This window comes from Advenella alkanexedens (assembly GCF_019132845.1).
Taxonomy (GTDB): Bacteria; Pseudomonadota; Gammaproteobacteria; order Burkholderiales; family Burkholderiaceae_B; genus Advenella; species Advenella alkanexedens.
Window position 1 is genome coordinate 293,647 of sequence record NZ_JAHSPR010000003.1, and the last position, 14,670, is coordinate 308,316.

Annotated in this window: 8 protein-coding genes; 7 read left to right on the top strand and 1 reads right to left on the bottom strand. The window is 48.9% G+C overall.

Annotated features, from left to right (window positions below; genetic code table 11):
• Nucleotides 1–69: 69 nt before the first annotated feature.
• The 3 genes from rpoB to serA all read left to right on the top strand — a co-directional run bounded on the left by rpoB (nucleotide 70) and on the right by serA (nucleotide 9,813).
• Nucleotides 70–4,185 (top strand): DNA-directed RNA polymerase subunit beta, encoded by a 4,116-nt coding sequence (gene rpoB, locus KU392_RS05840; RefSeq protein ID WP_169295670.1) that lies wholly within the window; start codon nucleotides 70–72, stop codon nucleotides 4,183–4,185.
• Nucleotides 4,182–8,438 (top strand): DNA-directed RNA polymerase subunit beta', encoded by a 4,257-nt coding sequence (gene rpoC / locus KU392_RS05845; RefSeq protein WP_217734836.1) that lies wholly within the window; start codon nucleotides 4,182–4,184, stop codon nucleotides 8,436–8,438. Before rpoB ends, rpoC begins: the two co-directional genes overlap by 4 nt.
• Nucleotides 8,439–8,583: 145 nt before the next feature.
• A complete protein-coding gene (serA, locus tag KU392_RS05850; RefSeq protein ID WP_217734837.1) occupies nucleotides 8,584–9,813 on the top strand; it encodes a phosphoglycerate dehydrogenase in 1,230 nt (409 codons plus the stop codon).
• A 127-nt stretch (nucleotides 9,814–9,940) separates the two neighbouring features.
• Here serA and KU392_RS05855 read toward each other — a convergent pair whose 3' ends face one another.
• The gene (locus KU392_RS05855; protein WP_217734838.1) at nucleotides 9,941–11,074 is read right to left on the bottom strand and encodes a PQQ-dependent sugar dehydrogenase; all 1,134 of its coding nucleotides are present in this window, start codon (nucleotides 11,072–11,074) and stop codon (nucleotides 9,941–9,943) included.
• Nucleotides 11,075–11,188: 114 nt separating this feature from the next.
• On the opposite strand from KU392_RS05855, the gene KU392_RS05860 reads away from it, so the two are divergent.
• The 4 genes from KU392_RS05860 (at nucleotide 11,189) to KU392_RS05875 (ending at nucleotide 14,659) form a co-directional block, all read left to right on the top strand.
• Nucleotides 11,189–11,746, top strand: a complete 558-nt coding sequence (locus KU392_RS05860; RefSeq protein ID WP_169295666.1) for a hypothetical protein — start codon at nucleotides 11,189–11,191, stop codon at nucleotides 11,744–11,746.
• Nucleotides 11,747–11,938: 192 nt separating this feature from the next.
• A complete protein-coding gene (locus KU392_RS05865; protein WP_217734839.1) occupies nucleotides 11,939–12,157 on the top strand; it encodes a hypothetical protein in 219 nt (72 codons plus the stop codon).
• Between the two features lie 77 nt (nucleotides 12,158–12,234).
• Nucleotides 12,235–13,623 (top strand): amidase, encoded by a 1,389-nt coding sequence (locus KU392_RS05870; protein ID WP_217734840.1) that lies wholly within the window; start codon nucleotides 12,235–12,237, stop codon nucleotides 13,621–13,623.
• Nucleotides 13,624–13,702: 79 nt separating this feature from the next.
• Nucleotides 13,703–14,659, top strand: a complete 957-nt coding sequence (locus tag KU392_RS05875; RefSeq protein WP_217734841.1) for a LysR family transcriptional regulator — start codon at nucleotides 13,703–13,705, stop codon at nucleotides 14,657–14,659.
• The last annotated feature ends 11 nt before the right edge of the window (nucleotides 14,660–14,670 follow it).

Genomic DNA, 14,670 nt, shown 5'->3' on the forward strand with positions numbered 1-14,670 from the left:
CGTGGAGTCGTAAAACCCTAACGGTTATGGAGTCCCATAGTCCGTGCAACCTCTCGAGTCGGAGTGCTCATGCCTTACTCGTACACAGAAAGAAAGCGTATCCGTAAAAGCTTCGCAAAACGTGAAGACGTTCAGGATGTTCCCTACTTACTAGCAACGCAATTACATTCTTACCGTACATTCTTACAATCTGACGCTCGTTCGTCGGCACGCAAAGACGAAGGTCTGCAAGCTGCGTTCAATTCAATATTTCCTATTATCAGCCATAACGGCATGGCTCGTCTAGAGTTTGTTAGTTATGTGTTGGGCGAACCCGTATTTGATGTTAAAGAATGTCAACTGCGTGGTTTGACCTATGCTTCACCCCTGCGTGCCAAAGTACGCTTGGTGCTTCTTGACCGCGAAGTAAGCAAACCAACTATTAAAGAAGTGAAGGAACAGGAAGTCTATATGGGTGAAATTCCCCTGATGACTGACACCGGTTCTTTCGTGATCAATGGTACAGAACGTGTCATTGTTTCACAGTTACACCGTTCTCCAGGCGTTTTCTTTGAACATGACCGTGGTAAAACCCACAGTTCAGGCAAATTGCTGTTTTCAGCCCGTGTGATTCCTTACCGCGGTTCTTGGCTAGACTTCGAATTCGATCCAAAAGATATTCTGTTTTTCCGCATCGACCGCCGTCGTAAAATGCCGGTTACCATTCTGCTCAAAGCCATCGGCATGCAGCCTGAAACCATCCTGGCGCATTTCTTCGATTTCGATCATTATGAATTGAAATCAACCGGTGCTGTCATGGAATTCGTTCCTGAGCGCTGGAAAGGCGAAGTCCTTGGGTTTGACTTGAAAGATAAAGACGGTAACGTCATTGTTGAAAAAGACAAGCGCATTAATACCCGTCATTTGCGTGATTTGGCTGCTGCCAAAATCGAGCGTATTTCCGTACCGGAAGATTTCCTGATTGGCGAAGTGTTGGCAAAAAACATCATTAGTGAAGAAACCGGTGAAATCATTGCTCATGCCAATGATGAAATCACCGAGACTTTGCTTGAGAAAATGCGTGATGCCAATATTCGTGAATTCCAGACTATCTACACGAACGAGCTGGATCGCGGGTCCTATATTTCACAAACGCTGCGTACTGACGATACCGTTGACCAGAATGCTGCGCGTATCGCTATTTACCGCATGATGCGTCCAGGCGAGCCTCCAACTGAAGAAGCTGTCGAGGCCCTGTTCCAGCGTCTGTTCTATAGCGAAGACACCTACGATCTGTCACGCGTTGGTCGTATGAAAGTGAACCGTCGCCTTGGTCGTGGTGATGAAATCACCGGTCCAATGACCCTGACTGATGAAGATATTCTTGAGACCATCAAGGTGCTGGTTGCGTTGCGTAATGGCCAGGGTGTAATTGACGATATCGATCACCTGGGTAATCGTCGTGTCCGTTGTGTCGGTGAATTGGCCGAGAACCAGTTCCGTGCCGGTCTGGTTCGTGTTGAGCGTGCCGTGAAAGAGCGTTTGGGTCAGGCAGAAGCCGATAACCTGATGCCACACGACCTGATCAATTCCAAGCCCATTTCTGCTGCCATCAAGGAATTCTTCGGTTCCAGTCAGCTTTCCCAGTTTATGGACCAGACCAACCCATTGTCTGAAATTACGCACAAACGTCGTGTTTCTGCCTTGGGTCCTGGTGGTTTGACTCGTGAACGTGCCGGTTTTGAGGTTCGTGACGTACACCCGACTCACTATGGTCGGGTATGTCCCATTGAGACTCCTGAGGGTCCAAACATTGGTTTGATCAACTCCATGGCGTTGTATGCACGCCTGAATGAGTATGGTTTCCTTGAAACCCCTTACCGCAAAATCATCGATGGAAAAGTCAGTGATCAAATTGATTACCTGTCAGCCATTGAAGAAAGCCGTTATGTGATTGCCCAGGCTAACGCCGAGCTTAATGAGGATGGCAGTTTTGCCGGTGATCTGATTGCTTGTCGTGAAGCCGGTGAGACCATGTTGACAGCACCTGAAAATGTGCATTACATGGACGTTGCGCCGTCACAGATCGTATCGGTTGCCGCTTCCCTGATTCCATTCCTTGAGCATGATGACGCGAACCGGGCCCTGATGGGTGCCAACATGCAACGTCAGGCCGTTCCTTGTTTGCGTCCGGAAAAACCACTGGTTGGTACCGGTATCGAACGTACCGTTGCGGTTGACTCCGGTACAACCGTACAGGCCAGACGTGGTGGTATTGTTGATCACGTTGATGCCGAGCGTGTGGTTATTCGTGTTAATGACGAAGAAAACCAGGCGGGTGAAGTAGGTGTGGATATCTACAACATGATCAAATACACCCGTTCCAACCAGAACACCAATATCAACCAGCGTCCTGTTGTAAAACGCGGTGATATCGTTGCCCGTGGTGACGTTCTGGCTGACGGTGCTTCTACCGACTTGGGTGAACTGGCACTGGGTCAGAACATGTTGATCGCTTTCATGCCATGGAACGGTTATAACTACGAGGACTCGATCCTTATTTCTGAAAAAGTGGTTGCGGATGATCGCTATACCTCAATTCATATTGAAGAATTGACCGTTGTTGCCCGTGACACCAAACTGGGTAACGAAGAAATCACCCGGGATATCAGTAACCTACCTGAAGCACAGTTAAACCGTCTTGACGAATCCGGCATTGTTTACATTGGTGCCGAAGTGCGTGCCGATGACGTGCTGGTTGGCAAGGTGACACCAAAAGGTGAAACCCAGCTGACACCGGAAGAAAAACTGCTGCGTGCGATTTTTGGTGAAAAAGCATCTGACGTTAAAGACACGTCCCTGCGCGTGCCATCTGGCATGGTGGGCACCGTTATTGACGTTCAGGTATTTACCCGTGAAGGCGTACAGCGTGACAAGCGTGCCGAATCCATCATTAATGATGAACTCAGCCGCTATCGCCAGGATCTGAATGACCAGTTGCGGATTGTTGAAAACGATACGTTTGACCGTATCCGCAAATTGCTGATTGGAAAAACCGTTAATGGTGGCCCTAATCGTCTGCCTAAAGGCACGGCCATTACCGCCGAATACCTTGAGGGTGTTGACCGCTGGCAGTGGTTTGACATCCGTCTTGCCGATGAAGACCATGCGGTTGCCCTGGAACAGATCAAAGAATCTGTTGAGCAGAAACGTCATGAGTTTGACCTGGCCTTCGAGGAAAAACGCAAGAAACTGACACAGGGTGATGAATTGCCACCGGGTGTCCTGAAAATGATCAAGGTTTACCTGGCTGTTAAGCGTCGCCTGCAACCTGGCGATAAGATGGCCGGTCGTCACGGTAACAAGGGTGTGGTATCCCGTATTACTCCGGTTGAGGATATGCCACACATGGCTGACGGTACCCCTGCCGATATCGTGTTGAACCCTCTGGGCGTTCCTTCACGGATGAACGTGGGACAGGTTCTTGAAGTTCACCTGGGTTGGGCTGCCAAAGGTATTGGTCATCGTATTGCCGACATGCTTCGTGATGAGCGCGAAGTTCAGGTTGCGCAATTGCGTGAGTTCCTGAATACCGTTTACAACACAACCGGCAGCAAAGCTCACCTTGAAGAACTGACTGATGAGCAGATCATCGAGATGGCCCATAATCTGAAAAATGGCGTTCCTTTGGCAACACCGGTATTTGACGGTGCCACCGAAGAAGAAATCGACACCATGTTGAAGATTGCTTATCCTGAAGAGATTAAAGAACAGCTGCAACTGACAGACTCACGGACTCAGGCTTATCTGTTCGATGGCCGTACCGGAGATCGTTTCGAGCGTCCTGTCACGATTGGGTATATGCACTATTTGAAACTGCATCACCTGGTTGACGATAAGATGCATGCCCGTTCTACGGGTCCTTACTCACTGGTTACCCAGCAGCCGTTGGGCGGTAAAGCCCAGTTTGGTGGCCAGCGCTTTGGTGAGATGGAAGTTTGGGCGCTTGAGGCATATGGTGCTTCATACACCTTGCAGGAAATGCTGACGGTCAAGTCGGATGACATTACCGGCCGTACCAAAGTGTATGAAAATATCGTCAAAGGCGATCATGTAATTGATGCAGGTATGCCAGAATCGTTTAACGTGTTGGTCAAGGAAATTCGATCACTGTCACTCGATATGGATTTGGAGCGTAAAGAATGAAGGGATTACTAGGTTTATTCAAACAAATCTCGCAAGATGAACAATTTGATGTCATCAAGATCGGGATTGCTTCTCCAGAAAAAATCCGTTCGTGGTCTTATGGTGAAGTGCGCAAACCCGAAACCATCAACTATCGTACGTTCAAACCCGAACGTGATGGTTTGTTTTGTGCCAAAATTTTTGGCCCAATCAAAGATTATGAATGTCTTTGCGGCAAATACAAACGTCTGAAACACCGTGGTGTCATTTGTGAAAAATGCGGTGTTGAAGTTACTGTTACCAAGGTTCGTCGCGAACGTATGGGTCATATTGAACTGGCCAGCCCGGTTGCGCATATCTGGTTCCTGAAGAGTTTGCCATCCCGTTTGGGTATGGTGCTTGACATGACCTTGCGCGATATCGAGCGGGTTCTGTACTTCGAGGCATGGTGCGTGATCGAGCCAGGCATGACACCGCTAAAACGCGGTCAGATCATGTCTGACGATGACTTCCTGGCCAAAACGGAAGAGTACGGTGATGATTTCACCGCCCTGATGGGTGCTGAAGCGATTCGTGAACTGCTGCGCACGATTGATATCGATCGTGAAGCGGAAGCCTTGCGTGCCGAACTGAAAGCCACCTCTTCCGATGCCAAGATCAAGAAAATCTCCAAGCGCCTGAAGGTGATTGAGGGCTTCCAGAAATCAGGTATCAAGCCCGACTGGATGATCCTGGAAGTGCTGCCTGTGTTGCCACCGGATTTGCGTCCGTTGGTACCGCTGGATGGTGGCCGCTTTGCCACTTCAGACCTGAACGATCTGTATCGCCGTGTTATTAACCGTAATAACCGTCTGAAACGCCTGATCGAACTGAAAGCACCCGATATCATTCTGCGTAATGAAAAACGGATGTTGCAGGAAGCGGTAGACTCGCTGCTGGATAACGGCCGTCGCGGTAAAGCCATGACGGGTGCCAATAAACGTCAGCTCAAATCCCTGTCAGACATGATCAAGGGTAAAAGTGGTCGCTTCCGTCAGAACCTGTTGGGTAAACGTGTTGACTACTCTGGCCGTTCGGTGATTGTGGTCGGTCCGCAACTGCTTTTGCATCAATGCGGTCTGCCTAAATTAATGGCGCTTGAACTGTTCAAACCGTTCATTTTCAACCGTCTTGAAACCATGGGTCTGGCGACCACCATCAAGGCAGCCAAGAAACTGGTTGAAGCCCAGGAACCTGTGGTATGGGATATTCTTGAGGAAGTCATTCGCCAGCATCCGGTAATGCTTAACCGTGCGCCAACGCTGCACCGTTTGGGTATTCAGGCTTTTGAACCGGTCCTGATCGAAGGTAAGGCGATTCAGCTGCACCCACTGGTTTGTGCCGCTTTTAACGCTGACTTTGACGGTGACCAGATGGCGGTACACGTACCATTGTCACTGGAGGCACAGCTGGAAGCACGTACATTGATGCTGGCTTCCAACAACGTGTTGTTCCCTGCCAGTGGCGAGCCTTCCATTGTTCCTTCACAGGATATCGTGCTGGGCTTGTACTACACAACCCGTGAGCGTATCAATGGCAAGGGTGAAGGTCTGTTCTTTGCCGACCTGGCCGAAGTGCATCGTGCCTATGGCAACGGTGTGGTTGAACTGCAATCACGCATTACCGTACGTCTGAATGAATATGTCAAAGACGAAAATGATGAATGGCAACCTGTGCTGCGCCGTTTTGAAACAACGGTTGGCCGTGCCATGTTGTCTGAAATTTTGCCTAAAGGCCTGCCGTTCTCAGTACTGAACCGGGCGCTGAAGAAAAAAGAACTTTCACGTTTGATTAACCAGTCTTTCCGTCGTTGCGGCTTGCGTGATACCGTTATTTTTGCTGACAAGTTAATGCAGAATGGTTTCCGTCTGGCTACCCGGGCAGGTATTTCCATTGCCATGGGCGATATGGTTATTCCAACCAACAAGGAAGAAATCCTTGCCCAGGCCAGTGGCGAAGTCAAGGAAATTGACAAGCAGTATTCATCAGGTCTGGTCACTGCCCAGGAACGTTACAACAACGTGGTTGATATTTGGGGTAAGGCCGGCGATAAAATCGGTAAGGCCATGATGGAACAACTGGCAACCGAACCTGTCGTGGATCGTTTTGGTGAAACCGTTCGTCAGGAATCGTTCAACTCCATCTATATGATGGCGGACTCCGGTGCCCGGGGTTCTGCAGCACAGATTCGTCAGTTGGCCGGTATGCGTGGTCTGATGGCCAAGCCGGACGGTTCAATTATTGAAACGCCCATTACCGCGAACTTCCGTGAAGGTCTGAACGTTCTTCAGTACTTTATTTCAACCCACGGTGCCCGTAAAGGTCTGGCTGATACCGCACTGAAAACGGCGAACTCGGGTTACCTGACCCGTCGTCTGGTGGACGTGACCCAGGACTTGGTCATTACCGAGACCGATTGCGGTACCACCCAGGGTTATGTGATGAAAGCGTTGCTCGAAGGTGGTGAGGTTATCGAACCATTGCGCGAGCGTATTCTGGGTCGTGTAACCGCGGTGGATATCGTGAATCCTGATACCCAGGAAACCGTGATTACTGCCGGTACCATGCTTGATGAAGATATCGTTGAGCTGATTGACAAACTTGGCGTGGATGAAGTCAAGATCCGCACACCGCTGACATGTGAAACACGTCATGGTTTGTGCGCCCACTGTTATGGTCGTGACCTGGGTCGTGGTTATCTGGTTAATACCGGTGAAGCCGTGGGTGTTATTGCCGCCCAGTCAATTGGGGAACCAGGTACCCAGCTGACGATGCGTACCTTCCACATTGGTGGTGCCGCTTCTCGTGCGGCCATGGCCTCTGCGGTTGAAACCAAATCAGCCGGTACGGTTGGCTTTACCAGCTCCATGCGTTATGTCACCAATGCCAAGAACGAACGCATTGCCATTTCCCGTTCCGGTGAAATTGTTATTTTTGATGACAACAATCGTGAACGTGAACGCCATAAAATTCCATATGGCGCCACCATCATGGTGGGTGATAATGAAGTGGTCAAGGCAGGTGCACGCCTGGCAACATGGGATCCTCTGACCCGTCCGATTGTTTCCGAATACACCGGAACTGTCCGCTTCGAGAATATTGAAGAGGGTGTAACCGTTGCCAGACAGGTTGATGAGATCACTGGCCTGTCCACACTGGTCGTGATTACACCGAAGACGCGTGGTGGCAAGATCATGATGCGTCCGCAAATCAAGCTGTTGAATGAAACTGGTGATGAAGTCAAGATTGCCGGTACCGATCACTCCGTGAATATTTCATTCCCGGTTGGTGCCTTGATTACGGTGCATGATGGACAGCAGGTTTCGGTGGGTGAAGTTCTGGCCCGTATTCCTCAGGAATCACAAAAAACCCGCGATATTACCGGTGGTCTGCCACGTGTGGCCGAACTGTTTGAAGCCCGTTCACCCAAAGATGCCGGTATTCTGGCTGATGTAACCGGAACCGTTTCTTTTGGTAAAGACACCAAGGGTAAACAGCGTCTGGTGTTGACCGATATTGATGGTGTGGCCCATGAATTCCTGATTCCCAAAGAGAAACAGATCATGGTTCACGACGGTCAGGTGGTTAACCAGGGCGAGCTGATTGTTGACGGTCCGGCTGATCCGCACGATATTCTTCGTCTGAAAGGTATTGAACAACTGGCCACCTATGTGGTTAACGAGGTTCAGGACGTTTACCGTTTGCAAGGCGTGAAAATTAACGACAAGCACATTGAAGTGATTGTTCGTCAGATGCTGCGTCGCGTAAACATTGTTGACGCGGGAGATACATCATTCATCCCGGGTGAGCAGGTTGAGCGTTCAGAACTGCTGAATGAAAACGATCGCATGATTGCCGAAAACAAAATTCCGGCCACTTATGAGAACGTTCTGTTGGGTATCACGAAAGCCTCGCTTTCTACCGACTCCTTCATTTCAGCGGCTTCGTTCCAGGAAACAACCCGTGTTCTTACCGAAGCGGCCATTATGGGTAAACGTGATGAACTGCGCGGCCTGAAAGAAAACGTGATCGTTGGACGCCTGATTCCTGCGGGTACCGGTCTTGCTTACCATCATGCACGTAAAGCGAAAGAAGAAGTGGAACGCGCAGAACGTGTGGCAGCCCGTGCCCAGGAAAATCCTTTCGAAGAACCGACTTCAGCACCGGTTTCCCTGGAAAGTATTTTTGCACCGTTCAACAATACATCTTTGGATGAGCCACCAGCAGCAGAATAACAACTGCTGTAGTTTAAGCTGATAAATCGCCTGATCTTACGGTCAGGCGATTTTTTTATGGTCTTTGGGATTATCAATGGGAGAATACCCGAGTAAAATACTATACAATGATTGGACACATTGTTGTTTTCTTATGGAAAGTGGTATGGAAAAATTCTCATTAGACAAAAGCAAAATCAAATTCCTTTTATTGGAAGGTGTTCACCAGAACGCAATTGATGTTTTGCATGCTTCCGGTTATACACAAATTGATTATCAGAAAAAAGCACTGGATAGCGATCAACTTAAGGAAGCGATTGCCGATGCGCATTTTGTGGGCATCCGTTCCCGCACCCAATTGACGGAAGAGGTTTTTGCAGCCGCCAAGAAATTGATTGCCGTGGGGTGTTTTTGTATTGGTACCAACCAGGTAGACCTTGAGGCAGCCAAAAAACGGGGTATTCCTGTGTTTAATGCCCCTTTTTCCAATACCCGTTCCGTGGCCGAATTGGTACTGGCTGAAATGATTTTGCTGATGCGCCGGATCCCGGCCGCCAATGCCGAGGTACATCGTGGCCAGTGGCAAAAATCAGCGGTTGGCAGCCATGAAGTCCGTGGTAAGAAACTGGGTATTGTCGGGTATGGCCATATCGGTTCGCAGCTAAGCGTGTTGGCTGAAGCCTTGGGGATGGAAATTTATTATTACGACGTAGAAGCCAAACTGCCACTGGGTAATGCCAAACCTGTCAAGACATTGACCGAATTGCTCAATATGAGTGATGTTGTGACGTTGCACGTGCCTGAAAATGCCTCGACCAAAAACCTGATGAGTGCCGAAAGGATTGCCCAGATGAAGAAAGGGGCCCATCTGATTAATGCCTCACGCGGTACGGTGGTGGATATTGATGCCCTGGCAGAGGCACTGGAAGAAGAACGTCTTGGCGGTGCCGCGATTGACGTTTTTCCGGTAGAGCCCAAGTCCAACAATGAAGAATTCGTTTCACCCTTGCGCAAATTCGACAACGTTATCCTGACGCCCCATATTGGTGGTTCAACCAGTGAAGCGCAGGAAAATATCGGGATTGAGGTGGCCAGCAAACTGGTTAAATATTCAGATAACGGTTCTACCCTTTCTGCAGTCAACTTCCCCGAAGTGTCTTTGCCGGAAAACAAAAATGCCCGCCGTTTCCTGCATATTCACGCCAACCGTCCAGGGGTGTTGACAGCGATTAACAAACTCTTCATGAAAGATGGGGTGAATATTGTTGGCCAGTACCTGCAGACCGACCCTGAAATTGGTTATGTGGTACTGGATGTGGAAAATGTGGATGCTGACAAGGCAATTGCCAAGCTCAAGGAAATTGAGGGAACCATCAAAACCCGGGTCCTTTATTGATTCGTGGCTATGGTTGTCTTGTTGTAATTAATGAAAACTGCCTGTATAACAGGCAGTTTTCATGATGGGGTGTGTGGTGGGTATAAAAACTCGCGTTTGCAAGGGACCAGGCCCGGATATGGCCCTCTTATGGGGAAATTTTCAGGAGCGCTCCCCTGTTTGAATCAGTCAATACATAAACATGACCATCAGGGCCAACACGAACATCCCGAATCCGCTCATTGCGATCTTCCAGCAGATTTTCTTCTGCGGTAATTTTGTTCCCGTCCACAACTAAACGGATTAACCGTTGGCCAACCAAAGCGCCAATAAAAAGAGAGTGTTTCCATTCAGGAAACCGGTTACTGTCATAAAATGCCATGCCGCTGATGGCGGGGGAGACTTTCCAGTAATAAACGGGCTGTTCCATACCCTGGGCATGGGTGCCTGCCGCTTCAGGAATCGGTGTGCCAGAGTAGTTGATTCCATGGGTAATGACCGGCCAGCCGTAGTTTTTGCCAGGTTCGGGAATGTTGATTTCATCACCGCCGCGTGGGCCGTGCTCGTGAGTCCATAATTGGCGAGTCCAGGGATTAAGGGCGGCACCTTGCTGGTTGCGATGGCCATATGACCAGATTTCAGGGCGAACACCGGGCACATTGAAGAAGGGGTTGTCCTTGGGAATGCGTCCATCGGGAAGCAGGCGCACGATTTTTCCCTGTAATTTATCCAGTTCCTGGGCAGTATGGCGCTGGTTGTTTTCACCAAGGGCGATGAACAGATAGCCATTATCGTCAAACACCAGTCTTGAGCCAAAATGAATGCCGGTGGAAAGCCTGGGTTCCTGACGGAAAATCACCTGGAAGTTTTCCAGTTTTTTCATGTCTTCGGAAAGTCGGCCATAGCCTACGCTGGTGCCAGCCTTGCCGGTATTGTCTTCTTCTGCAAATGAAAGATACACATGCCGCGATGTGGCAAAGTCGGGAGCCAGGGTGACATCCAGTAAACCACCCTGACCTCTGTTAAAAATTTTGGGTACACCACTGACAGGGGCTGAAAGACCGGATTGGGCCGTCCACAGGCGCAGTCTACCAGGTCTTTCAGTAATGAGAATACCCTGGTTGTTGGGTAAAAAAGCCATTCCCCAGGGATATTCCAGGCGATTTTCAAGCTCTTGTATCGAAACCTTGGACGAGGAGGGTTGTTGGGCCAGAGCAGGGCAGGCCAGAAATGTGCTTGCAAGGCAGAGGGCCAGGCCAGTTTTTTTGAGTAAATGTAACATAATGCCTCCTTGACGATCCATAAAAATAATACATCAAAATTATTATGGGTCTGTGCTACAGTTAGGCTGTCACGTTTTGTATTATTTTCAAAGGGGGATGTTATGAGAAAATCAATGCTTGCAGTCTGCCTGGCGGGGGTTTTGACAACCGTGGGTAATGTGTCTCATGCCGATGAAGTGGAAGAGGCCATTAAGGAAGCGCTGGCTGCTTATGAGCAGAAAGATTATGTCATGGCCAAACAGTCATTGGGTATGGCAACGCAATTGATCAATCAGCTTAATGCAAAAACATTGGCTGAACTGTTGCCAGAGCCATTGGCGGGCTGGGAGGCCCAGGCCGTTTCTGATGAATCACAGGGAGGAGCCATGTTTGGGGGGGGTATAGCCGTATCCCGCAGTTACTCCAGGGAAGGCAAGAAGCTTAAAATCTCGATTATGGGTGATTCTCCCATGCTGTCACAAATGATGGGGATATTTCAAAACCCGATGATTGCCGGTTCCATGGGGAAAATGACCCGCATTGGTAAACAAATGGCCATGGAAGGCAAAGATGGTCAACTGACAATGGTGGTGGCCAACCGTTTCATGGTGACCATTGACGGTTCTGCCAGCATGGACGACAAGAAAGAATATGCCAAGGCGATTGATCTGGAGAAATTGAAAGACATGTAAGTTTTCCAGGAATAGTTGAATTCGGAACGATCCGTTTTGAGTTAAATGAGTACATGGCAGATGCTTCAATTTGGGGCATCTGCCATTTTTTGTGCGCTGCGCAAGCCATTTCGGTGCGATATAGGTAAAAACACTTAGGCACGGTTCTTGCTTAATACTTTATGAGTTTATTAACTGACATGGAAGTGCATCATGAGTAGCGTATCAGGCAGATCGGATTTGAAAATGAACAGGCGGATATTGGCAGGCGTGCTTGCTGTCAGCTTTGCGTTGCCAATCCCTGGCGTCAGTGCTGGCAGTGGATTGAATATTACCGGAGCAACGGATATTCAGTCACCTTTCGGGAGGACCTTGGTAAAGAAGGGCCTTGCCTCGGTAAAGGACTCGCTGGAAATAGCCCATTATGCGTGAAATGCCTTTGCCGGGGACGCTTCAGGAACCGGCCTATTTAATAAGCCGGAACCGTTACCTGAAGAAGGAGTATGAAAATGGATAATTATGCATTCTGTTCAATCATTGAATTGGCGGCTCACCTTGAGCTGAAAAATATTTCAGCAGAAGCTTTAACACGGATTTTTTTGAGCAGGATAGACAAACATAATCAGCTGTTGAATGCCTATATCAACGTTTTTCCGGAGCAGGCCCTGGAACAGGCGAGGGAGTCGGATGTGCGTCGAAAGAAGGGGATGTCATTGGGTTGGCTGGATGGTATCCCCATGGGAATTAAGGATCTTTGTGAGATAGAAGGATCTATTACGACCGGTGGCTCAAAGGAATGGATTAATCGTATCAGCACTGAAACGGCTGAGGTTATTGAAAAACTGCGGGCGCATGGTGTTGTGATTCTGGGTAAAACACATACCGTTGAATGGGCCTTCGGTGGCTGGGGTACCAATGCATTGCTGGGAACACCACGTAATCCATGGGATCGTTGGCAGCATCGCATTCCGGGGGGCTCGTCCAGCGGTTCTGCCGTTGCCGTGGCTGCCGGATTGGCGGCTGCTGCCATTGGCACCGATACGGGTGGCTCTGTACGTATTCCGGCTGCCTTGAATAGTGTGACTGGTTTGAAGACAACGGTGGGACGCATTGCCACCCAAGGTGTTTTGCCATTATCGCATTCCCTGGACAGTGTGGGTGTCTTTACGCGTTGTGCTGACGATGCCGCTATTGTTTTTGATGCCATGATGAATGCACCTGCACAGTCGCGTTTGCAGGAAAATTATCGGATTCATGGCCTTGAAGGCGCTGATCTTGGTGGAAAGGTGATTTGTGTTCTACCTGATGAGCAGTATGAAACGCAAGTCCAGCGCAGTGTACGGTTGGGTGTGCGAGATATGGTCCGTATGGCGGAAATGGCGGGGGCGAAATTGGTACGCAAAGCCTTGCCGTTTAGCATGGAAACCGCCATGAATAATTGTGGCAGGCTGATTGCCGCCGAGGGATGGCGTGTGCATAAGGAGCATATTGCCGACCCGGAAAAACAAATTGATCCCAATGTCCGTCAGCGTGTTCTGGCCGGCCAGAACATTGATGACAGGAATTATGCGGAATTATTGGCGCAACATGCGGCCATGAAAACGATATGGCAGGAATGGATGGACGGGGTCGATGCCTTGCTGATTCCTGCCACACCCTTTACGGCATTACCGTTAAACCAGGTCGATGAAAACAGTACATCAATCGGTTTCTTTACCCGGTTTGTGAATTGGACCGGTGCATGTGCCTTGTCCATCCAGGCCGGGTTTGATCCGCAGAATTTGCCCGTTGGTGCGCAGCTCGTGGGCAAGGCCAATCACGAATATACGCTGTTGCAGATTGCCAGCGTAATACAGCGCATGACGGCCTGGCACGCTTATCATCCGATGGTGGGGTGAGCTTTTTAAGCAAGCGGGTATTATCTATAATATTACTGAATTAATAACATAAATTAATAATATTGTGGGTGAGGAAGACATGTTTTTTGAAGACATTAGTGCGTTTGTTGCAGTGGTGCGTGCAGGCAGTTTTAGCAAAGCTGCCATTGATGCCTGTGTGGCTCAATCGGCCTTGAGCAGGCGGGTAAAAAGGATAGAGTCAAGGATGGGGACTGTATTGCTGGAAAGAAATGCACGTGGCGTTGTGCTTACTGAAGCCGGAAAGTTGTTTTTATCAAGAGTGGAAAAAATAGTGGATGAAATATCAGATATGGAAGCCAATCTTTCTACTTTTGTAAAAGAGCCGGCAGGCAAGGTACGAATTGCCTTTCCACCGAGAAGCAGTGGCTTATTGGCACCAAGAGTTTATAAAAAAAAACTGGCAACATTACCCTTGGTACAGCTTGAGTTTCTTGAAGGGTCTCCGTCCCAAGTGCATGGTTGGTTGAGTCGTGGAGAAGTGGATATTGCATTGGTTTATAACAGCGAAATAGGGCCTGATTATGAAGTCATGCCTGTTATGACAGAACGTTTGCACTTGTTTTGCGATACAAGAAAACTACGAGAGATTTTTAAAGGAAAGGTGCCCGCAGAACTGCTTATCAAAGACTTACCACAAATTCCATTGATTCTGCCCTCGAAACCACATATTTTGAGAGTAATGATAGACAGATTATGCGTGTTAAATAATATCCGCCCGAACATTGTCTTTGAAACTGACGGTTCTTTTGTGACAAGAGGCATGGTTGAGCAGGGAATTGGAGGTACTATTTTCAGCATGAGTACCTCCTGGAGTTATTCCGTTGAAACCGGTCAGGTCGCGGCAATACCTTTTAAGTCGCCTTTAGTATGTTGGAATCTGTATTTGGTAAAGTCCAGGAGAGCGCCCAATTTATTGGCCATCAACGCAATATATGCCATCCTCCAGAAGGAAATTGATTATCTGTTAGAGCAGGGGGCATGGTCTCACGCTTCAAAATGGAATATTAACGATTAAAAATATCGTGG